This is a genomic window from Bacteroides mediterraneensis, assembly GCF_900128455.1.
In the GTDB taxonomy this organism is placed as follows: Bacteria; Bacteroidota; Bacteroidia; order Bacteroidales; family Bacteroidaceae; genus Phocaeicola; species Phocaeicola mediterraneensis.
Map to the genome: position 1 here is coordinate 1,926,931 of NZ_LT635783.1, position 20,119 is coordinate 1,947,049.

Genomic DNA, 20,119 nt, shown 5'->3' on the forward strand with positions numbered 1-20,119 from the left:
ACTATGGCAAAGAAAAAAGGAGTTTGCGTGAACATTGATTGCGAAAACTATAAGAAAGAAATAGAAGTTGAACCCGGAAGTGAATTTGAATGTCCGTTGTGTCATCAATCTTTGAAGGAGAAGACTACAGGTCCTGGTCCTACTGGCCCTGGCGGTGGTAAAATGGCAATAATTATTGGTGCCGTGGTTCTGGTACTGGCTTTAGGGGGTGGCGCTTATTATTATATGACCAGTGACAAGTCGGCCGAGCCTCAGGTACCTGCGGGGGTAGATACAACCGTGGTGACGCCAGTTCCGCAAGATACGCTGAAGACAGATTCAGTGAAACAGGAGGAAGAGGTGCCTGCTGAGCCAAAGGAAAAGAAATCTGTACCAATTACTGGAAAAGGCACGGTGGACTTGGGATATGCCATTTATACCGGTGATTTGAAGAATGGAAAGCCTCACGGATATGGCACATTGACTTATAAGAGAAGTCAGAAGATTGTGTCTTCAAAAGACTTTGTGGCCAATCCCGGGGATACGTTTGAAGGAGAATTCCGGGACGGGAAAATCAGTGGAATCGGTTATTGGAAACACGATGGCAATGAAACGGCTGTGAAACCATGAGACAGTCTTTCCATATAGCGACATTGATGGTGGCGGCGGCATTCGCTTTGGAGGCGAATGCGGCCCCACCATTCTATACCCGTTGTCTGGAAAGACTGTCGTGTGCGCTGAAGCTGAACTTGCCTGATTCCTTGGGTGAGAATGTGGATAATGATTCTACATGGCAGTTTCGGGGAAAGGCTTTGCGCATACGGACGAATGTATATGGGGATGTTTCGCATATCGGTTATAAGCTGTTCGATACCCAGTGGGCTGCGGATTATACGGCTCGTCCACTGCTTGATTTTTTAGAGCGTTATGCGCTGGAGCAGGATGTGCCACGGAAAGACGTAGACAAGGAAGAGGAAGCGGTCCGGAAACGGTTGACCTTCATTGAAGGCGATGCATCGATGATTGCTCAACGGACTCCCGAGATGGGATGCGTGATTGATGAAGTGGAGCGTAGAAGATATACTGTCAGCTGGGAGAAGGGCAATCAAAAGATATGTATGGTAATTCCGGCCGATTATCAGCTTTTCTTGGGAGCGAATGCGGTGGAACTGGAGCATATTTTCGAGCGGGATGTGAAGCGTATGTCCTCTGAGGCAGTGGAAGACAAATGGCGGGAGATGTGGAAGAATGGAACCCGGTCGCGGGCAGACAGTGTGTGGATAATCAGCAATGGTTGTTATTTGAGCGATCAGATACGTTCGGATTTATATTTGCAGGGAAGTGAAGCCGACATGAAACTTCTATTGGATTCCTCGAAACCTTTGCGTAGTGTCAGCAATGTTCTACTTACAGGATGTTTTCATAAAAGTATTCCTATGCAGCTGACGATTGACAAGTATGGTTACTTGAAGTCTGATATTGAAGTCACTCTGCAGCAGCTTCTCGCCTATTTCCATTCCGAAAATTGCATGCTCTATTTAGGCGTCAAGAGCCGTACGAAAGAGAGGGCATCCCTCACGCTTTTTGCCGTGAATTTTAAGATGGCATATAATCATACAATCAGCGTGGAATTTCCTTTCAATATTTTGGAGGGAGGAGAAGACAAGGTGAAAGGAAGGATTTATGTCTATACTCCTTTACAGAATATTACAGAGAAGTTTTTTATTGATAACCTTAAACAGAATGAACCGTGAAAAAGAATTGTCTATTTGCTATTATATTAGCGTGGTTACCTCTATTTTCTTTGTTTGCCGACCAGACCGATGAGGTGAAAAAGCAGATTAATAAGATAAAAAAAAGTAGCCAGTACATTTATGCTGAATCTACCGCTCCCACAGAAGCGGATGCACGCAGTTACGCGGAAAGTAGGCTGTATGAGGAGGTAAATGCCTGGGTCGCTACGCAGCGGAAACTGAAAAAAAGTACAAATCTGGTAGTGAATAACCGGAAAGAATTATGGACGATGCTGTCAATGCCCCGTGGCAGTAACATGTACCGTTCATTTATCTACGTAAAGAAGAGTGATATATTGCCTACGGAGAATGCCGTAATTATACCGAATCAGTCACTCCCTCCGGTCGAAGAATCCATCAAGGAGACTTTGCCGGAAATTGTGACGCAAATTGCGGCTTGTTCCCAATATGGAGATATGGCTGCGATGGTCAAACAGGCGAAGAATGATGGTAAAATAAAAAATTATGGCCGTTATGCTTCATTGGCCAATCCGGATAAATGCTACTTGATAATTTACAATCGGGAGGGAAAAGTGGTCGCAACTCTTACCCCGGAGCCCGGCAGGAAAAATATAAAGACGAATAAACCGGACAGTGTGAAAAACTATAGTGGTTGTGGAGCGATTGGATTTGAATTATAGAAACACAAATTTATTGATTGATATGAGAAGAAGATTGATATGTGCATTTGTTGCGCTTGTATCCATGTGTATGTGGAGTATAGGCCAGATGAAGGCGGTGACCGTAACACTGACAGTAGATGAAGGAGTTGGCCGGCCAGCTGCCTTGAGCAGGGCTGAACAAAATTTGAGTATGGTGCTGACAGAAATAAATCGAGCCCAACAAGCAAAGACCATATTGACTACGAGAGGATTTCCCATGGATGATTTTTCCTTGAGGTCATTGCTGCGATTATGGGCTGTCACACCTTTCTATTGTGACGATGAAGAAGTGGTGGAGCGGTGCTGGATATTCAAGGACGGCACAATGATGGTAAGCCATATTCCTTTGATTATCACTCCTGAGGGTGAGAATTTTGGAGTCGGCACGTATCAGGAGGCTGTCATTGAATTTGACTCAAACGGTGGAATTACCGATTTCCGCCTGGCACTTGATGCGCATGTGGCAGAAAGCATGGAAAGATGCGGCAGCGTGGTGGAAAAAGAAAAGCAAATGATTATTATGCAGTACATTGAACGTTTCCGTACGGCTTATAACCAGCGTGATTCTGATTATATTGAAAAAATATTCAGTGATGACGCACTGATTATTACGGGAAAGGTAATTACGGTACGCAGGAATAATGACTTTGGAGGGTTGAGCCAAAAGGTGGAATACACCAAACAGACGAAGGAGCAATATATCCGCAACTTGAAAAAGGCTTTCAAACGCAATAAATGGATTAATGTGAAGTTCAGTGAAATTGGTGAAAACGGTGAAAGCGGAGGATGTGCGGGCATTACTCGTTCCACGGTCGACCCCACCAAATATGGTGTGCGTCTGCGTCAGGAATGGAATTCCAGCAATTACAGTGATGAAGGGTATCTGTTCCTGCTATGGGAGTTTCCGGAAGATGGAAGAGACCCGATTATTCATGTACGTACTTGGCAGCCGGAATGGGTGGGCGGCAAACGGCAGCAGCCGGATGATGACATCTCTACTTTAGGTGCCTTTGACTTATAAAAAATAATAAATTGTAGATTGACTATGAATTTGTTTAGATATATCTTAGCTGCGTGGATGATACTGTGTGTGTGTGCATTGCATGCGCAAACACAGTATATTTCACACAGCCGATGCGTAGAGGAAGACCGTTTTGAAGATTTGGCTGGCGATGGAGGGGTAATCCTGTTGTCCAAGCATAAAGATTTAGTGATTGCTCTTCCGAATGTAAGGAATAAGTCCATACGGCTGGTAGGCGAACGGCCGGATGGATATTATGAATATTGCGTGATAATTAAAGCAGGAGAAACACGTACGCCAAAATTGGAGATAAGTCGGCGAGGGAGTGTCTATAAAACGGAACTGGTGCAAAAAGTGAAGCCGGATTTCCTGATAGCATATCGAGTGGAGGAAGTGCAGAATCCGATATGGAAAGATGAGCAGACCCAGTCGAACGATGCGTATTTGGATGCCAACTTTGCGGTACTTGAATTGTCGACCACCATAAAGGACTTGAAGGTGGAATGTCATCCGGACCTGAATGCGGTGGTTGAGAGCAAGGTCAGTACAGCCGATCCGAATATCTCGATAGTGACAGTCAAAATCCCGGTCATTTCTTTGACTGGGGCAAGAGAACTTATTGAAAAGACAGAAAGGGAATATACAGCCCAGAAGAACAAGCTGGATAATATGGCAGAAGCTCCAGATGCAGAGTGGGATTTGCTGGATAAGCTTGAACTGGCAAAAGATAGTCTGGCCAATAGTTTCAAGCAGATGACAAACATCGGGATACATGCGGCGGGGACAAACTGGCTGACGGTTGAAGTGGGAGACTTGGGTCCCCGTGCCAAAAAGTGCTATGCGGTGCTCCCCATTGTGGTAGAGAAAAATGTATATGTGACTCAGTGTAGTGCGTTTATGAATGAAGGCGGAAAGCTGTTTGGCATGCGAAAGTACAAAGAGGCCCGTTTGGCTTATGAAGACGCCTGGAATTCGGAAGATGTGATTGCTACTTTGCGTCCTGCTATTCGGGAATCGATAGCACAATGTGATTCATGTATGCTGTATGAGAGCCTGGCTGCAGGTGCAATCAAAAAAATAGCCGAGTTAAAGAAAAATGGAGGTGCGACACAGGAGGAAGTGGCGCGTTATGCATCGGCTGCAGTGGAATTTATGGAGATGGTAAATGCTTATAATCCAGATGATTTTTATCGGACACGCATTGAACGGATGAAGAATCTGCTTTCAGGGATGCCACTGAAAATAAGATTCACTGTTGTAGAATGGAGAACATTGCAGGAAGGGAATAAAATTCCAGGAGTGGAAGTGTGGGCCTATAAAGGATTGTCACCTGTTTCTTCCAACACTTTTTCTTCGGATAAAAGATTTGAAAAACTATTGGAGAGAAATGTTGTTGATTACACTCAAATCGGGGTTTCCGACGAGAACGGTTTGGTTGAAGTTGATTTGGACAGGACAGAACTTCCGCAAGGGATATTGTTCCGCCCGTCAAAAGATAGTAAGATTAAAATTAAATATATGACCATAGCTGAGCTGATGCAGCAGGCTCAGGGAACGTATATGGAAAAGCAGTTCCGTTTGAAGATGTATGTAAAATAAAAATCTGTTATCAATTAAAAATGTATTATTATGAAAAAAATTTTACTTAAAGGGGTAGTCTTGATGTCTTTGGCATTTTTCTGTTCAGTAAATGTCTCAGCACAAGGCTTTTTTAAAAAATTAAAAAGTGCGGCAGAAAAGGTGGAGTCTGTCACCAAAACGATTAATGGTGACACGGACGAAAAATCGACAGAACAGCAATCTGCGAACGATAGCATCTCTACAAAGGATTTTTTGGAGAATGCCCCTTATTATTCTGTAAAAAAAGTAATAGAAACCGATTCTTTAGGCAATACCATTATCAATGAAGACGGCACTACACGTTATAAATACTTGTTGATTGATAAGAACGGGAATGTTTGTGCGGCTAATACTGCAAAGAAACATTTGAATTCTGCGCTCAAGTCAGGGGCCTTCATCTTATTAAAGGTAGGTGGTGGAGCTACTGCAGGAGGATTATTAGGCAAAAAACTAGGTGGATCGAAAAAAGGTGCCTGGATAGGAGCCGGTGTAGGTGCTGCTGCGGGAGTTCTGGCATCCATGAATGATATCAAGGCAGTGAAGAAACAGGTTAAATTAATGAAGGAGTGCAAGAAGGTATTAAGTGCTTATCAGAATACCTTTACGGAAGAAGGTTTCCCGTTAGATGCTGCTGCAGATTTATCAAATGTGGATGGGATAAATTTCACGGAATGTGAAGAAATCACGAAAAGTGCGGCTGATGTAAGAGCTGAGCTTCTCGCATCTAAGACAGAAGGGGATTCTCTTGAGGATGTGGATCTTCCTGACGATATAGATGTGTAATGGCTTAATTTGATTTATTGGATTAAAATTGATGTTGAAACGATAAGTAACAAGCTACTTGTTGATGGGAAGGGCCCGCCATTGTAAAGTCTACAGAATGGCGGGCTTTTTTTCGTCCTGTTCCTTTGGGTTGGGCTTTTTCTGTCAGACTTACGTTGTTGGGGGATATGTCCTCTTTCTGGTTCCCGGCGGCTGGTTAGAGTTCCGTGTGGAAGGTTATAAAATTTCTCTGGCAATCCACGCACAGGCTTCTGCATCGGCCAAGGCGTGATGATGTTGTTTCAGGTCGTATCCGCAGAGGGCGGCCACGGTGTGCAGCTGGTGGTTCTCCGCCCACGGGAAAGCGCGGCGGGAGGGGCCCAGCGTGTCATAGAAATCATAGTCGGGATAGTCCATTTGGTAGACCCGGAAGACGGCTTTCAGGCAGCTCTCGTCAAACGCCTTGTTGTGGGCCACGAGGGGGAGTCCCTCAATCAGTGGGGCCACCTGTGCCCATACCTGGCTGAACACGGGTGCGCAGTCGGTATCCTCGCGGGTGAGTCCGTGCACTTGCGTGCAGAAACGGCTGTAGTAGTTGGGCTCCGGCTGGATGAGCGAGTAGAACGTGTCGGTGATTTCTCCGTGGCGCACCACCACCACGCCCACGCTGCATACCGAGCTGCGGGCCCCGTTGGCGGTCTCAAAATCGATGGCGGCAAAGTTTTCCATGTTTTTTCGTTGGTTTGGATACAAAGGTACATAGAATTTGTCCATACTTTTCCGTCCGGGCGCTGATTTTTGTGTGTCTGCCGATGATCCTCCCTTGACTGCAGATATTCTTCCTTGCCCGGGAAGTTCCAGTTGCCGATGGCCCCTGTGTTATATCGGAATACCACTTGCGGAGAGTATAGAATAATACATAGGCTGCGCATCGTATCCAAGATCGGTGATTTTATTGTAACTTTGCTGAGGATTTGATTTTCTAAAATGTGCGACAGGTTCCAATGGATAATTTAATTTTTCAGATACAGCAGGATAACGAATATGCCTTCAAGCAACTCTATCAGAATTATTATTCGAGAGTGGTGACTTTTATCACGGGCATTATCAAGAGGCGGGAGACAGCCCAAGATTTGGCACAGGATGTATTTGTCAGTCTTTGGCTTAACCGGAAGACGCTGGATGTTTCACGAAATCTGCAGAACTATCTTTTTGTCGCTTCGCGTCATGCAGCCATTAATTATTTGAAAAAAGAATTGTCTGTCACATCGGAGCCGATAGAAGACATGCACACGGATATAGGTTCCGACATTACGGTAGAAGATACGCTTTTCGCCAAGGAAATTCGTCTGCTCATAGAAATGGTCGTTTCGGAAATGCCTGCACAACGGCAGCGCATTTATCGGATGAGCCGGGAGCAGGGAGTGAGCAATGAAGAAATAGCCGGCACGTTGGGAATCAGCAAAAGGAGTGTGGAGAACCAGATCAGTCTGGCTTTGAAGGAAATCAGGCAGGCCGTCACTGCCTACATGATTTTTCTGTTCTGCATGTTATCATAAGTTAAAAAACTGTGCCATGGAAGTGAGTATGGACGGAAATGTTTGTACTTGATTGTAGAAAACAGAAAAACTTATGAATTACATTCACGAAATTATCAGACGATATGTCCATCGCCGATACCCTCAGAAGCTGGAGAGAAAAATCCAGCGCTGGCTCTGTGAGGATGAAAATGCGGAAGCGAAGGAGGAAGCATTGCTCCGGTACTGGAATGAAGCGGAGACCGTGTCCGACAGTCGGGAAATGAAAGACGGATGGAAACGGATTTCCGGTCGGCTGGGTTTCAGGAGCAGAAGCCGCCGCGGGTACAGGTACGGCTATGCCGCCTCTTTCCTGATTTGCGTACTGGCCGTTTCTTTCTGGCTATGGAATTTTAGAGAAACTTCCCTCATACAAACGGTGACGACCGGAAAAGGAGAGTCGAAAACCGTTACTTTACCCGACGGTTCCCTGGTCCGTTTGAATCCTTCTTCAGAAATTGCCTTTCAGCAAGCTTTTAAGGATACTGTCCGTCGGGTTAGACTGAAAGGGGAAGCTTGGTTCAATGTAGTCCATCATGCGGACAAGCCCTTTATCGTGAACGCTCCAAATCTGACCACAAGGGTGCTGGGCACCCGGTTTTGTGTGGATGATTATCCGGAGGACGGACAGGCTGCCGTGTATCTGCAAACGGGGTCGGTTGAAGTAAACCCGGCAGAAAGTTTCCACTCACACGTATTGCATCCCGGCGAATATTGGGTATATGACAAGACCACACACCAGATACACATTTCTGCGCGAAAGCCGCCTTACCTGTATTTCCGGAATGTGAGTCTGGAGGAAATCAGACACTCGCTGGAGCGGAAGTTCAATATTCCGATAAAATTGGAAGGTGTTTCGAAAGAAAGGTACACCCTCGAATTTGATTCGACGGCCACCGTCAGGGAAGTGCTGGAAACCCTTTGTGTATTGGATGAACACCTTACTTGGAGAACCGGCCATGACCATACAATCATTCTCAGTATAAAACACGAATAACACGATGAGGACCAAACTGTTTTTATTGTTCTGCCTGTTGGCTTTTATGGCTGGAAGCACCTTGTATGCTCAACATTCGGCTCAATCTGTCTTCTCCATCGAGGGGACGTATGATGCCTCCGGATTTCTGGAACTGGTCAGGGAAAAGACCGGTTGCCGGATTGCCTATAAGGAATCTGACCTGAAAAACAGCCGGAGAATCCGTCTAGACTATCAGAAAAAGCCTTTGGATGTCATTCTGAAGGATGCCTCAGAGAAATACGGACTTCTGTTTGTGAAGCATGGAAACCAGCTGATTGTCAAGAAACGAACGCAATCACCTTCTGTCTCAAAGGAACAGTCGGCCCCGGTCGCGAAAGATACCGTGCGTAGTTTCTACATGCAGGAAGTGGTGAAGACGGCCCCTCGCATCGACAGGCTCCGGAACCCGCAAATGGGAATGACGGTGATGGATGACAACGCCATCCGAAGCGTACCGACGCTTTTGGGAGAACCGGACGTCATCAAGGCACTTCAACTGCAGCCCGGAGTGTCTGCCGGTACGGAAGGGTTTGCCGGTATGTTCGTCCGGGGAGGGGAAAATGATGAGAACCTGTTTCTTATCGACGGATGTCCCATTTATCAGACCAATCACCTGGGTGGATTGTTTTCTCCCTTTAATGCCGATGCGGTCAGTCACCTGACGTTCTATAAGAGTGCTTTCCCGGCACGTTACGGGGGAAGGCTCTCCAGTGTGACGGATCTTTCGATGAAAAGCGGAGATTATAAAGGCTGGCATGGAAACTTTACGGTAGGATTGACGTCGGCCAATGTCAGTTTCTCCGGTCCGTTGGTGAAAGACCGGACTTCCCTGTTTGTCGCACTCAGGCGTTCCTGGTTGGAACTGGTTTCCGTACCGGCACTGGCCATCATCAACGCCTCGAAAAAGAAATCCGGAGAGAAGGTCATAGCCGGTTACAATTTCACGGATTTCAACCTGAAACTTGACCATCGGTTGGGGCGTTTCGGAACACTTTCCTTGCTGGGATATTATGGGCATGACCGTCTCAAGATGGGGGAACATCGCTTTTCGGGTGATGGGGAAGATACGGACCCTTATCTCCATAAGAATGAAAACCGGTTGGGGTGGGGGAATATGCTGACTGCCCTGAAGTGGCACCTCCCTATCAATACCCTTTTCGTATATGACATGAAGGCTTCTTATACACGCTATCAGTCTGATTTCAGGAAAACGGTGGAAACGGTATCGGGTCGGGAGAGTGAGACCGGCTATGAAAATAGCCGGTCGCGAACCGAGAACCGAAATGCCATTCACGACCTCTGTGTAGATGCCTCCTTGGCGTTTACACCGTCTGACCGGGTCATTATCCGCTTGGGGACGCAATACACACACCATCGTTATGCGCCGGAAGAGGAGGTACGGGAATCTACCTCTCTACCATCGGGAAACGGGAACAGAGAAAGTCGGGTAATTGCCAATGAGTGGAACGCTTATCTGGAGGGTGACCTTGAAGTTTGCCGGTGGTTGCGGTTCAATGCCGGACTGCACGGTTCTTTCTTCCGGGTGGAAGGAAAGCAATATCAGGTCTTCGAGCCTCGTGTCTCGGCTGATTTCCGGCTGAGCCCGGTGGTCAGTCTGAAAACCGGATATGCCCGTATGAGCCAGTTCGTGCAACAGGTAAGCGACAATTACATTTCTTTGCCTACCGACTACTGGCTGCCCATTACCCGGAACTTCTCGCCGCTGACTTCCGACCAGGTTTCGGCTGGTATCTATGTGTCGCCCGGCAAAAAGTACACTTTCTCCGTTGAGGGGTATTATAAGAAGATGGACCACCTGCTGGAGTACCGGGGTGATTACAAGGATTTACAGGTTGCTTCCTGGGAAAACAGACTGACCAGCGGAAGCGGCAGGGCTTACGGAGTCGATTTTCAGGCAGAAGCCGATTTTGGGAAACTGCACGGTTTCATCGGTTACGGACTGATGTGGAGCGACCGGCTCTTTGCTGACCTGAATGGGGGAAAACGCTTTCCGTCGAAATATGATAACCGCCATAAGGTAACCTTGTCGGCTACCTGGAAGTGCTCCGAACGGGTGGAACTGAATGCCGGATGGGTGTTCATGACCGGGAACAGGGTTACGCTGTCACTTGAGAACTATCCTTATCCGGACGGTTATCCTACGGATATTGTCCCCACTTATCCGCATAAGGAGGAGGAAATGCCTGATTATTATGCAGGAAAAAACAATGTACGCCTGCCGGCCTATCACCGGCTGGATGTGGGTATCAATATCTATCGTCCGTTAAGACGCGGACGGACCGGGATATGGAACGTTTCGCTCTATAACGCCTATTCACGCATGAACCCCATCATGATAGAGAAGAACAACCAGAAACAGAGTATGGACGGTACACCGCTGGCTCCCCGATTCCGGCAGTTTGCCTTGTTTCCCGTCATTCCCTCTGTCTCTTATACTTATAAATTCTAACGGACACATAGCTATATGAATATACATTTTCATCCCAGTATTTGGGCGCTACTGACTGTCTTCTCGCTGACAGCCTGTTACAAGGACATCGACCTGGAGAAGTATCGTCCTGAACCGACACTTGTACTTAACAGCATACTTTCGCCCGATACGGTTGTCCGGGTACAGGTAGCCCGTACGGTATTCTTTACCGACCATCGGGAAACGGACACTAATGTGGCGGATGCGGAAGTCAGAATGTGCGTGAACGGCAGGTTTACAGAAAGCTTGCGCTACGATGAAACAAGTCGGATGTATCTGGCGGATTATCATCCTGTGCCCGGTGAGCTCATCAGTCTGGAAGCTAAGAGTCCCCTCGGGTATGTGTCCGGACAGGGAATCATCCCTGAAGTGGTACCCATAGAAGGTGTCAGACTGACGGCCCGTACTTTTGATGACCCGGACCAGATGTACTGGGCTCCCGGTGGGGTTACTTACGGGAAATCGTACGAGGTGACCTATTTCATTACTTTTACCGACCCTTCGGCGGAACGTAACTTTTACTTCATCCGGATAGAAAGTGGTGATGGAATAGCCGCTGAAACGATTGATTACTCGTACGACGACGTCTTTCTGGCACAGCAGGAGTCTATTGACGGAATCACAACGGATACCGGTATCTATGGGAATGAAGGCCGTACGTTTACGGATGATTTGTTCAACGGAAACCGCTATACGCTGAAAATCGTAGAAAAGGCTCCTTTATACACGAATGATTCACGCCCTCGTAAAATCATCCTTTATTCGCTGTCGGAAGATTATTATCATTATCTGACCGGTGTTTTCAATACGGATGAGGAATCAGTCAAGGGCAGTCTGACAGGCCTCGGACTGGCAGAACCTTCTCCCCATTATACCAACATCACAGGCGGAACCGGTATTGTAGGTGGCGTGCAAAGCCGGTCGGTTCGGGTAGACTTGAAATCCGTCCTTGAATAGAAAAACTTTTAAAAAACATTATAAATAAAAACATTATGAGACTAAAATTAGTAGTGGCCTTATTGGCCTTGGGAATGGCAACCGTGACTTTCACCTCTTGTGGCGACAATACGCCGGACAAAGGTTTTGAACTGACAAGTTATCTGGATGGAAATTATACGCCTACCGACAATGCCTGTCACTTGTCGGCAACCATTAATGGGGAGAAAGTGTCCGAAAAGGCTTCAGTCACCTTTCATACCAGAGACTTGCAGACCGGAAGCATGGTACTTAATAATCTCTTTGAAGGATATGCATCCGTTGAAATCGAAGAATTTACGTTGGCTCAGGAAACGGAAGGAGAATCTGTACGCCTAACGTTTACTGGTACTCAGCAAGTAGATGAAACGCTCCGGTTCAGCTATTCCGGTTATGTGGTTTATGGAAAATTGTACATCGAGTTCAACATGGAATAAAAAGAAGGGGAGATTGTACCATTTCCCGTAAGAATATCCATCATTTTCCTCATTCCATGTTTTTATTGAACTGCTCCTCGCAGGCTTTTTTATTCTGTGCATACTCGTAAATCGGACAGTCTTTTTCGTGTCAAGCCCGTATCATTATCTCATAATGGCAGACGCCGCCCCCGACTGCTCGCCGACCTCGTTCCCTCGTTTCACCTTCTTGCCGTATCCGAATGTATAAGTGACCGACAGATTCAGACGCTGATGGAAATTATTGCCCTCCACAAGCTGGGTTTCGGAATAGAGAGAAGTCGACAACAGATTCGTGGCACACAGCCAGTCTTTCCGGAGCAGGTTCATTCCGCTGACACGGATGTTCCAGCTGGAACGGCTCCACCCGGCCAGAACCTGATAGAAATCACGGTCCTTATAGATTACGCCCCGGTTGCCCTGTACCGTAAGGCTTCGGGTCTGGTAGGCTGCCTGAAAATAGAAATCCCCCAAATAATAAGTGGCAGAGGCATTGCAGTAGAACGGGGACTGCGAAATGTCGAAAAGCCCCGTCATGCGATAGAAGGAGACCGAGGGAGAGGCCGCCAATTGCAGCTTCCCATTGAACAGTCTGTAATTGAACGACAAGCCTATCTGTGTCCGGTTGTATGCTCCATCCGTCTTATACGTACGGAGCAGGGCCTTTCCGTCCTGATAAGGCTGGTAAACAGGTACATACAGATTGTATTCACCGAAGTACTGCATAAATGCCGAAGCAGAGAACGCGCTCGTCGGTATCCAGTTGTAGGACAGGTTGAAGGTCACCTGTCGGGAAAGCCCGATGGTGGGATTTCCCGTATAGTACATCAGCTCGTTCTGCTGAAGAACATTCGGCGTCTTTTCACTGGCTCCGGGATAGTTTGCTCCGAAATGGAAGAACGTACGGAACGAGTGCTTTTGTGAGGGAGAGAAACCTGCCGATAAGTTCAGCAGCGGATAGACTTCTGCCACAGACTGGTCGTTAATCTGGTTCTTTTCCCATTGCAGGGCGGCATCGGCCCGGACGTTCCATCGGACATTCGAGAAATTATAGCCCAATGCGGCACCGGCATAGGTATCTGAGAAATCGTTGTCGTAGGGTGATGTGCCGGAATAGCTCACGTCGTTGGAGGTCGAGCCGAACCATGCCCGGAAGAAGGCACTCTGCTTGTCGGCTATTTTCTTGAACAACGTGGCACTTCCCCGGAACTGCCAGACATCCTCCCTTGAAATGTTCGCAATGCGGGAACTGCCCGGCAATGAAGTCTGATAAAGATACGAATAATTCGTGTGACCATAATTCATGCTCGGCGATACGCTGAGGTCAAAACCGCGGGGAAGGATGAAATAATAGTTACCCGACCAGACAAAATAACGGCTGGTGGAGGGCTCGTTTTTATAGTAAGAATAATCGGTGTTCTGTTTGGGAACAAATGACAGCATACCCTTCGTTTCCGACAGTGGAGTTTGATCAAAATTGAAACCGACGGTATTGGCTATCTGCATTTTGTCGGTGTCGTAGATGGCCCGGAACGTGATTGGATACTGGTTGTACTTGAGGCGGGCGCTCTCCAGCGTTTCGTTTCGGGTCATCTGATAGGTTTCTCCCGCTTCATTCTGCAGACTGTAGATTCCCGAAACGGAATTGCCCGAATGGCTGATATCGTGGTTGGAAGCCCCCGCATATAAATCGTAGGTCATCCGTTTATGTACGAACTTGGAGTAGACCGAAGCCCGGCTTGAGAGTTTGCCTATCAGAAAGTTTTCATTCAAGGTTGCCTTGGTATAGCCTCCGTATTCGTATTGCTGTACGATGAAATTGACCACATGTTCCTTTCCCTGGAAACGTGGGTCGGCCGGGAAGTCAAGGTATTCCACTCGTCGTACATCGGAAGTGGATATTCCCTCCATTTCTTCTGCCGAAGCAGGAATATAGTTGATGTAGATGGCCACACTCTGTCCGCTAGGCGTGGTGACTGTATTGTCCATCAGGTTAATGTTGATTTGAGGAATGGCGAGCTGCTTCAGAAGATCTATCGCATTTTGTGCGGAAGTTTTCTGGCGGGCTGTCGGAGTGAAAGTGGAAGAGGAAGCATCAGTACGGTGCATCCGAGCTTTCACCACCACTTCCTTCATCTCGATGGTAGACAGGCTGTCGAGTGTCTGGCTCACGCCGGTTATGGGGAAAATACCTGTCAGGCACATCATCACCCCCCCAAAAAGCTTTCTGTGTTTTTTCTATCATATTATCATAATTTGTGTGTGGTGTAACAATTTACTTTATTTTCCTGTTTCTACTTTCACTTCCTGAATGTTCCGCAGCTCGTCACTGAAGTTGACACCAATCCGATAGACCGTGCGGCTGTCCTTGGCAAAAGGAGCGGCATAGCCTTTTTCCCGAATCTGGGCCAGTGCCTCGTCCGCGCTGCCGTTCAGCTTGAATTCCATGACGTACACGTAGTCCTGCGTCTGGAGCACCAGGTCAATCCGTCCGCGGCTCGTGTGGTATTCCACCTGCACGTAGAAGCCCATCAGCTTGAAGATGATGTACAGGATGTTCTGATAGTGCACCTCGCGGTCGCGGGCCAGCTCGTAAGGGATGTCGGCGAACATCGTCTTCAGGCGGTCAAAGAAATCGTCCACCTTGCCCGCCATCACTTCCTCCACGAAACACTGAATCTGGTAGGGCGACTTGCTCACGCTCACCGACGCATAGTTAGGCAGCAGGAACTTGAAGAAGCCCTGTTCCACTTCCCGGTTGGGGAAGCCCAGGGTGTAGTTCTCGAACATCTTGTTGTAGCCCTTGATGGTGAGATAGCCGCTCTGGTAGATGACCGGAATCGGGTCGGTGGAGGCCGTGTCGATGCTGTCCAGCACCGGCTGGCTGGTGACGATGTGTTCCAGGTCTTCTATCGGATAATGGTGGAGCTTGAGCAGCTCGACGAGGTAGGTGGGCGTGCCTGTTTCAAACCAGTAGCTGCCGAACTTTTTCTTCGCGAAGGTGTTCAGCAGGCTGAACGGATTGTACATGCCCACGGCATTTTCCGTGAAATGGTAGCCGTCGTAATTGGCTTGCAGTTCCGCGCACGCTTGCTCGTAACTCATCCCCGTAGCCGTGGCCAGCTCGTGAATATCCTCCTCAAAGTAGGCATGCACTTCCTTCTCGCTGATGCCACAGATTTCCACATAGCGATCGTCCATGGAAATGTCCATCAAGTTGTTCAAATCGCTGAACACGCTGACCTTGCCGAACTTGGTCACTCCCGTCAGCAGGGCGAAGCGGATGCAGCCGTCCATGGACTTCAACGCCCCGTAGAACGCCTTCAGGGTGCTGCGGTACTCGTTCTGCAAAGCTTCGTTGCCGATGGCCTGCAGCATGGGCTTGTCGTATTCATCAATGAGAATCACCACCCGGCGGCCTGTCTGCTCGCATGCGCGGCGGATGAGGCCTTGGAAACGCCGGGCCACCCCAATCTCGGCAGAGGAAGCTCCATAGAGCGCTTCCCAGTTTCGTACGTTCTCTTCCAATACATTGGTCAGCGACTCCGGTGAATCGTATTTCTGCGTATTCAAATCCAGATGCAGCACCGGATACACCGTCCAGTCCTTCTCCAGTTTTTCCAGCGCCAGTCCCTTGAAAAGCTCCTTCTTCCCTTGTGCGTAGGCTTCGAGGGTGGACAACAGCAGACTCTTGCCGAAACGTCGCGGACGGCTCAGGAAATAGTAACTCCCTGTGTTAAACAACTCGTAAATCAAGGCAGTTTTATCGACATATTCGTAACCGCCCAAAATCACTTTCTCAAAGTTCTGCACTCCTACCGGATATAGCTTGCTCATAACCACTGGATTTTGATTCTACTGCGAATGTAGTAATTTTAGACGAACATTCAAACAAACGGAATACAGGAAACAGAAAGTCCGATTGGGAATGAGGAAAATTGTGTGTTTAATTTCAAAATCGGCAATATCTTAAAGACTGTGTGTGGGGGGCTGATGTGAAAAAATAGTATATTTGCATAGACAGAATAGCAGATTGTGGCTTGTTTTAGAAGAGAATCGTTTTATGGGAAAAATATACTGGAAAGGTGTAAAAAGGAAGTTCGATAAATTCATAGAAAGAATTCTTGACTGTATCATATTCTTTACAGATTGGTTAGGCTGATTTATGTCAATAAAATAGCGATTCAGCCTTTGTTTATTACTGATATAGTTTATATAAATCATTATTGTGATACTTATAATTAAAAATACAGATGAAACGGAATTGTATTTTATTTCAAGTCATTCTCATTATTGCAGGCCTGACTTTTAATAGTTGTAGTGTAGAAACAAAGTCACTTTCAACAGAGCAGGCTTATGCCGAACTTAAACTGCCGGAAGAACCCGACAGTTTGCAAATCCATGCGATTGTCCAGGCCTCACGGATTTGGGGGTTTGCCAAGTGTCACCATCCAGCTTTTGCTTCCCGTTCTATCAATGCGGATGCTGAATATTTCTGTTTATTAAATGATGTCCTTCAGGCACCGGATTCCATGAAAAATGACATTTGTTTAAAATGGATATCAGGATTGGGCCCTTATGCAATACGTGATGAGGAAGACGGCGAAAACATGGAGACTTTCAATGACTTCAACTGGATTTCAGATTCTTTGTCTTTGGGTAGAGCCTTGAGTGATAGCCTTATGAGGCTCAGAGATGCTGACCCGGGAAATAACCAATACGTAAAACAGACACCTGTCAATGTTTCGTATATTGAGACACAATATTCAGACATACCGAAAGATGATGTGGCATACCGTCTTCTCGGTGTTGCCAAATTCTGGAATGCGGTGGACAGTTATTCGCCTAACCGTAATCTCACAGACCGTCCGTGGGATGATGTACTTGCAGAATATATTGCATTGGCGTTTGACCGTTCTATCAGCTTTTCCGCTTTGTATTCCAGAATGGTTTCCGAATTGTGTGACACACACGTCAATTCGTGGTACATCCCAATTTTCGGAGGGCGCTTTGTCCCTTTGATGTGCCAATTTGCAGAAGACCGATTGTTCGTAGCCGATACATGTTCTCTTGTACCCAATAATTTTGAAATCGGCGATGAAATCATTCTCATTGATTCTGTCAGTCCTATCAAGCGACTGAATGAACTTGCTCCATACATACCTCATTCCAACCGGAGCTCACTTCTGCGGGACGGTTCCTATGCCACTCTGTTGACAGCGAAAAATGAAGCTTGTGTAGAGTATGTGCGCGAAGGTAAAACTTACACTACCATAATCTCGTCTGTTGACGGAAGCAAGTTTGTCAACAGGAGGTTTTCATCACAAAATACTTCCACTAAGCCTGAATTTAAAAAAAGTGGCGGACGGTATAGGCTATATAAACATCAGCAATCTTACTTGCAAAGATGAACAGGATTTGGAGAATTTCTTGGCATCCTGTGATAAACTAATTATCGATTTACGTTCATATCCGGCAGAATACGATGTGCTTCACAAGCTATTGCCCACTTTCTTCTTTTCTCAGGCCAGAGAAGCCGCAGAAGTTTTATTGCCACAAGCTCACCGGCCAGGTGGTTTCATCCGAACTACGGTATCGACGAGAAAAACATCTGAACCGGATAAGCTCTATAAAGGAAAACTTGTTTTATTGGTGAATGCGCATTCGCAATCTATGTCTGAATACTTTACAATGTTTCTGCAAACTATACCGGGTTCTGTGACTATCGGAAGCCAGACAGCAGGTGCTGATGGCGATGTGACAAGAATTCAGCTCCCTTATGCTTCATTCAACATTACAGGTGCCGGGATATGCTATCCTGACGGAACAAATGCCCAGCGTAATGGAGTGAAAATAGATAAGGTTGTGGAACCCTCAGCCGAAGGAATGATACGTGGGGTGGATGAACAGCTGCAGGAAGCAATTGACTATCTGCAAGGAGGACACATCTGATTTCAAAGACGGTTTTTATGAAACACATATTTATATCCATTCTGCTTGTATTAAGCACATCCCTGAAGGCACAAAGTATTCAGAAAATGGATTCCCTGTTATTGGGAGCCTATGAAATGTAGACGGCCGGCAGGTTATCTATATCTGGCCCGTAGAAGATGCCAAAAGGTTGAATGAACTTCGCAGTGAAATTGGTGCCGGTGATATTGAAACATATATCCGGGTCCTTAAGGTAACGGCTGGATGTGATGTAATTTACAATCCGGAACTGACGGTTCATCAAATGAAAAAGATGGGACTACTGAAGAATATGAACACAAGCAAATAGAACAATCCTATGAACCAGCCGTTAGATGACATGCAATGTGCTTATTGCTACAGAAAAAACAAATAAAAATAAAATATCTCGATTATGTTCAAAAAAATATGTACTATTTTCTGCTTGCTCGTTTCTCTGAGCATACAAGCGCAGAATGCCGATGTACGAGTCGGACAGCTTGTCAATGAAAGTAATTGGTTTGAACTGAAACAGGCATTGAAAACAACTCCTGCCGATTCCATATCGCCATTTTTACGCCAGTTGGCTACGGCCATGACCCATCATTATTTCAACCGACCGGATTCAGCATGCGTCGTGCTCTATGATTTGTTGAGCAATCATCAGCAAGAGTTGGGAGACTACACCATGAATATGGTTCTCTTGTATAGTACCAATCTGGTAAGAACCGGTCATTACAATGATGCTGCCGATCTTCTTCAGAATCTCTATAGCCAACTGGCTGCCATGGGTATGGACAGTATCCAGATTGCTCCCTACCGGAGTCAGGCACAGCAGTATCGTGCGTTGGCCGCTTGCGGTCCTTTTTATCAACCGCTTCATAAACCGGGTGAATACCACATTCCGATGGTGATTGAAAGCAAAGGTGGGCAACACTCCATTGAAATGGATGGGAGTATCAATGGAAAAGAAGGGCGTTTCCTGTTCGATACAGGAGCCGGAGAAAACCTGATAACTCCCAAATTGGCAAAGGAATATGGATTGCGTTTTTTGGATACCGACATCACCGTGGCAGGTGTTGGAGGTTTGAAAGAGGGTGGATATGCCATCGCAGACACGTTGCGTATCGGCGGTATGACTTGGCTGAATGTGCCTTTTGCTGTAATTGATACTCATACCGGGCATGAAGAAGCCGATAAGTATAATGAAAAATACCAGCTTCCTCCTGTCATCGGACTCCCTGTCATGCTTTGTATGCAGGAAATCCAGTTGGACTTTGCTCGCCGAGAACTTGTTATCCCGGCCATACCTACTCCGAATCCGCTGGGCAGAAGTAACCTCATACGTACAGATACGGAAGGGTTGCAATTGAAAACAGCCGATGAGAGCGGACATCCTGTGTATCTTCATTTTGACACAGGTTTTTATTACACTAATATGGAACCAACCTGGTACAACCGTCACCGTCAAGAGGTGGATGCCGCAGGGGTGCCCGATTCACTGCGCGTTGCAGGAATAGGGGGCGTGGCAATTACCCGCACCTACAAGTTGCCGCAAATGAAATTCCAGATAGGGAACGGCACCGCGACGATTGACTCTATCAATGTGAATACGGGCATTGATTTGCATACAGGGCAGAGGAGAAACACTGATGTTTCTAAGGGAACGGAGGATGGGGTGCTCGGCTTGAATGCACTGGAAAAATTCTCTCAGGTGATTCTCAACTTAAAGGATATGTATATGGAGGCTGTTCCATTTGCAGAGAAACAGTAAAACGTATTGTATTTCAATAGAATTTAAGGGGGAACCCAACGGC

At 46.8% G+C, this 20,119-nt stretch carries 17 protein-coding genes; 14 read left to right on the forward strand and 3 right to left on the reverse strand.

Annotated features, from left to right (window positions below; translation table 11 throughout):
- Positions 1-3 precede the first annotated feature (3 nt).
- From BQ7480_RS07920 to BQ7480_RS07945, 6 genes are read left to right on the forward strand one after another with little or no spacing between them, the layout of a single operon-like run.
- Positions 4-609: a hypothetical protein gene (locus BQ7480_RS07920; RefSeq protein WP_072542434.1), complete on the forward strand. Its 606-nt coding sequence runs from the start codon at positions 4-6 to the stop codon at positions 607-609.
- A complete protein-coding gene (locus BQ7480_RS07925) occupies positions 606-1,733 on the forward strand; it encodes a hypothetical protein (protein WP_072542435.1) in 1,128 nt (375 codons plus the stop codon). Before BQ7480_RS07920 ends, BQ7480_RS07925 begins: the two co-directional genes overlap by 4 nt.
- On the forward strand, positions 1,730-2,413 hold the full coding sequence (locus BQ7480_RS07930) for a hypothetical protein (RefSeq protein ID WP_072542436.1): 684 nt from the start codon (positions 1,730-1,732) through the stop codon (positions 2,411-2,413). Before BQ7480_RS07925 ends, BQ7480_RS07930 begins: the two co-directional genes overlap by 4 nt.
- A 22-nt stretch (positions 2,414-2,435) precedes the next feature.
- The gene (locus BQ7480_RS07935; protein ID WP_072542437.1) at positions 2,436-3,455 is read left to right on the forward strand and encodes a hypothetical protein; all 1,020 of its coding nucleotides are present in this window, start codon (positions 2,436-2,438) and stop codon (positions 3,453-3,455) included.
- A 24-nt stretch (positions 3,456-3,479) separates the two neighbouring features.
- The gene (locus tag BQ7480_RS07940; protein WP_072542438.1) at positions 3,480-5,054 is read left to right on the forward strand and encodes a hypothetical protein; all 1,575 of its coding nucleotides are present in this window, start codon (positions 3,480-3,482) and stop codon (positions 5,052-5,054) included.
- Between the two features lie 30 nt (positions 5,055-5,084).
- Positions 5,085-5,858: a hypothetical protein gene (locus tag BQ7480_RS07945; protein ID WP_072542439.1), complete on the forward strand. Its 774-nt coding sequence runs from the start codon at positions 5,085-5,087 to the stop codon at positions 5,856-5,858.
- A gap of 216 nt (positions 5,859-6,074) precedes the next feature.
- Here BQ7480_RS07945 and BQ7480_RS07950 read toward each other — a convergent pair whose 3' ends face one another.
- Positions 6,075-6,566, reverse strand: a complete 492-nt coding sequence (locus BQ7480_RS07950; protein WP_072542440.1) for an exonuclease domain-containing protein — start codon at positions 6,564-6,566, stop codon at positions 6,075-6,077.
- Positions 6,567-6,841: 275 nt separating this feature from the next.
- Between BQ7480_RS07950 and BQ7480_RS07955 the strand changes: the two genes are divergently transcribed.
- The 5 genes from BQ7480_RS07955 (at position 6,842) to BQ7480_RS07975 (ending at position 12,335) form a co-directional block, all read left to right on the forward strand.
- The gene (locus tag BQ7480_RS07955) at positions 6,842-7,396 is read left to right on the forward strand and encodes an RNA polymerase sigma-70 factor (protein WP_072542441.1); all 555 of its coding nucleotides are present in this window, start codon (positions 6,842-6,844) and stop codon (positions 7,394-7,396) included.
- Between the two features lie 73 nt (positions 7,397-7,469).
- Positions 7,470-8,411, forward strand: a complete 942-nt coding sequence (locus BQ7480_RS07960) for a FecR family protein (protein ID WP_072542442.1) — start codon at positions 7,470-7,472, stop codon at positions 8,409-8,411.
- A gap of 4 nt (positions 8,412-8,415) precedes the next feature.
- Positions 8,416-10,902, forward strand: coding sequence for a TonB-dependent receptor plug domain-containing protein (locus BQ7480_RS07965; protein WP_072542443.1), 2,487 nt, complete (start codon positions 8,416-8,418; stop codon positions 10,900-10,902).
- Positions 10,903-10,917: 15 nt separating this feature from the next.
- A complete protein-coding gene (locus tag BQ7480_RS07970; protein WP_072542444.1) occupies positions 10,918-11,880 on the forward strand; it encodes a DUF4249 domain-containing protein in 963 nt (320 codons plus the stop codon).
- 35 nt (positions 11,881-11,915) lie between these two features.
- Positions 11,916-12,335 carry a DUF4925 domain-containing protein gene (locus BQ7480_RS07975; RefSeq protein WP_139255740.1) on the forward strand — a complete coding sequence of 140 codons (420 nt, stop codon included), beginning with the start codon at positions 11,916-11,918 and terminating at the stop codon, positions 12,333-12,335.
- Positions 12,336-12,479: 144 nt separating this feature from the next.
- Here BQ7480_RS07975 and BQ7480_RS07980 read toward each other — a convergent pair whose 3' ends face one another.
- Both BQ7480_RS07980 and BQ7480_RS07985 read right to left on the reverse strand, forming a co-directional pair.
- Positions 12,480-14,561 carry a porin family protein gene (locus BQ7480_RS07980; RefSeq protein WP_072542446.1) on the reverse strand — a complete coding sequence of 694 codons (2,082 nt, stop codon included), beginning with the start codon at positions 14,559-14,561 and terminating at the stop codon, positions 12,480-12,482.
- A 72-nt stretch (positions 14,562-14,633) separates the two neighbouring features.
- Positions 14,634-16,190 carry an ATP-binding protein gene (locus BQ7480_RS07985; RefSeq protein ID WP_072542447.1) on the reverse strand — a complete coding sequence of 519 codons (1,557 nt, stop codon included), beginning with the start codon at positions 16,188-16,190 and terminating at the stop codon, positions 14,634-14,636.
- A gap of 416 nt (positions 16,191-16,606) precedes the next feature.
- Between BQ7480_RS07985 and BQ7480_RS17930 the strand changes: the two genes are divergently transcribed.
- The 3 genes from BQ7480_RS17930 (at position 16,607) to BQ7480_RS08000 (ending at position 20,076) form a co-directional block, all read left to right on the forward strand.
- Positions 16,607-17,764 carry a S41 family peptidase gene (locus BQ7480_RS17930; RefSeq protein WP_072542448.1) on the forward strand — a complete coding sequence of 386 codons (1,158 nt, stop codon included), beginning with the start codon at positions 16,607-16,609 and terminating at the stop codon, positions 17,762-17,764.
- Between the two features lie 76 nt (positions 17,765-17,840).
- Positions 17,841-18,305: a S41 family peptidase gene (locus BQ7480_RS07995; protein ID WP_317043165.1), complete on the forward strand. Its 465-nt coding sequence runs from the start codon at positions 17,841-17,843 to the stop codon at positions 18,303-18,305.
- 412 nt (positions 18,306-18,717) lie between these two features.
- On the forward strand, positions 18,718-20,076 hold the full coding sequence (locus tag BQ7480_RS08000) for a retropepsin-like aspartic protease (protein WP_072542450.1): 1,359 nt from the start codon (positions 18,718-18,720) through the stop codon (positions 20,074-20,076).
- Positions 20,077-20,119 lie beyond the last annotated feature (43 nt).

Coding starts and splice junctions, on each gene's coding strand:
- BQ7480_RS07920 (WP_072542434.1), top strand. CDS start 4: ATGGCAAAGAAAAAAGGAGTTTGCGTGAACATTGATTGCGAAAACTAT.
- BQ7480_RS07925 (WP_072542435.1), top strand. CDS start 606: ATGAGACAGTCTTTCCATATAGCGACATTGATGGTGGCGGCGGCATTC.
- BQ7480_RS07935 (WP_072542437.1), top strand. CDS start 2,436: ATGAGAAGAAGATTGATATGTGCATTTGTTGCGCTTGTATCCATGTGT.
- BQ7480_RS07940 (WP_072542438.1), top strand. CDS start 3,480: ATGAATTTGTTTAGATATATCTTAGCTGCGTGGATGATACTGTGTGTG.
- BQ7480_RS07945 (WP_072542439.1), top strand. CDS start 5,085: ATGAAAAAAATTTTACTTAAAGGGGTAGTCTTGATGTCTTTGGCATTT.
- BQ7480_RS07950 (WP_072542440.1), bottom strand. CDS start 6,566: ATGGAAAACTTTGCCGCCATCGATTTTGAGACCGCCAACGGGGCCCGC.
- BQ7480_RS07955 (WP_072542441.1), top strand. CDS start 6,842: ATGGATAATTTAATTTTTCAGATACAGCAGGATAACGAATATGCCTTC.
- BQ7480_RS07960 (WP_072542442.1), top strand. CDS start 7,470: ATGAATTACATTCACGAAATTATCAGACGATATGTCCATCGCCGATAC.
- BQ7480_RS07965 (WP_072542443.1), top strand. CDS start 8,416: ATGAGGACCAAACTGTTTTTATTGTTCTGCCTGTTGGCTTTTATGGCT.
- BQ7480_RS07970 (WP_072542444.1), top strand. CDS start 10,918: ATGAATATACATTTTCATCCCAGTATTTGGGCGCTACTGACTGTCTTC.
- BQ7480_RS07975 (WP_139255740.1), top strand. CDS start 11,916: ATGAGACTAAAATTAGTAGTGGCCTTATTGGCCTTGGGAATGGCAACC.
- BQ7480_RS07980 (WP_072542446.1), bottom strand. CDS start 14,561: ATGATGTGCCTGACAGGTATTTTCCCCATAACCGGCGTGAGCCAGACA.
- BQ7480_RS07985 (WP_072542447.1), bottom strand. CDS start 16,190: ATGAGCAAGCTATATCCGGTAGGAGTGCAGAACTTTGAGAAAGTGATT.
- BQ7480_RS17930 (WP_072542448.1), top strand. CDS start 16,607: ATGAAACGGAATTGTATTTTATTTCAAGTCATTCTCATTATTGCAGGC.
- BQ7480_RS08000 (WP_072542450.1), top strand. CDS start 18,718: ATGTTCAAAAAAATATGTACTATTTTCTGCTTGCTCGTTTCTCTGAGC.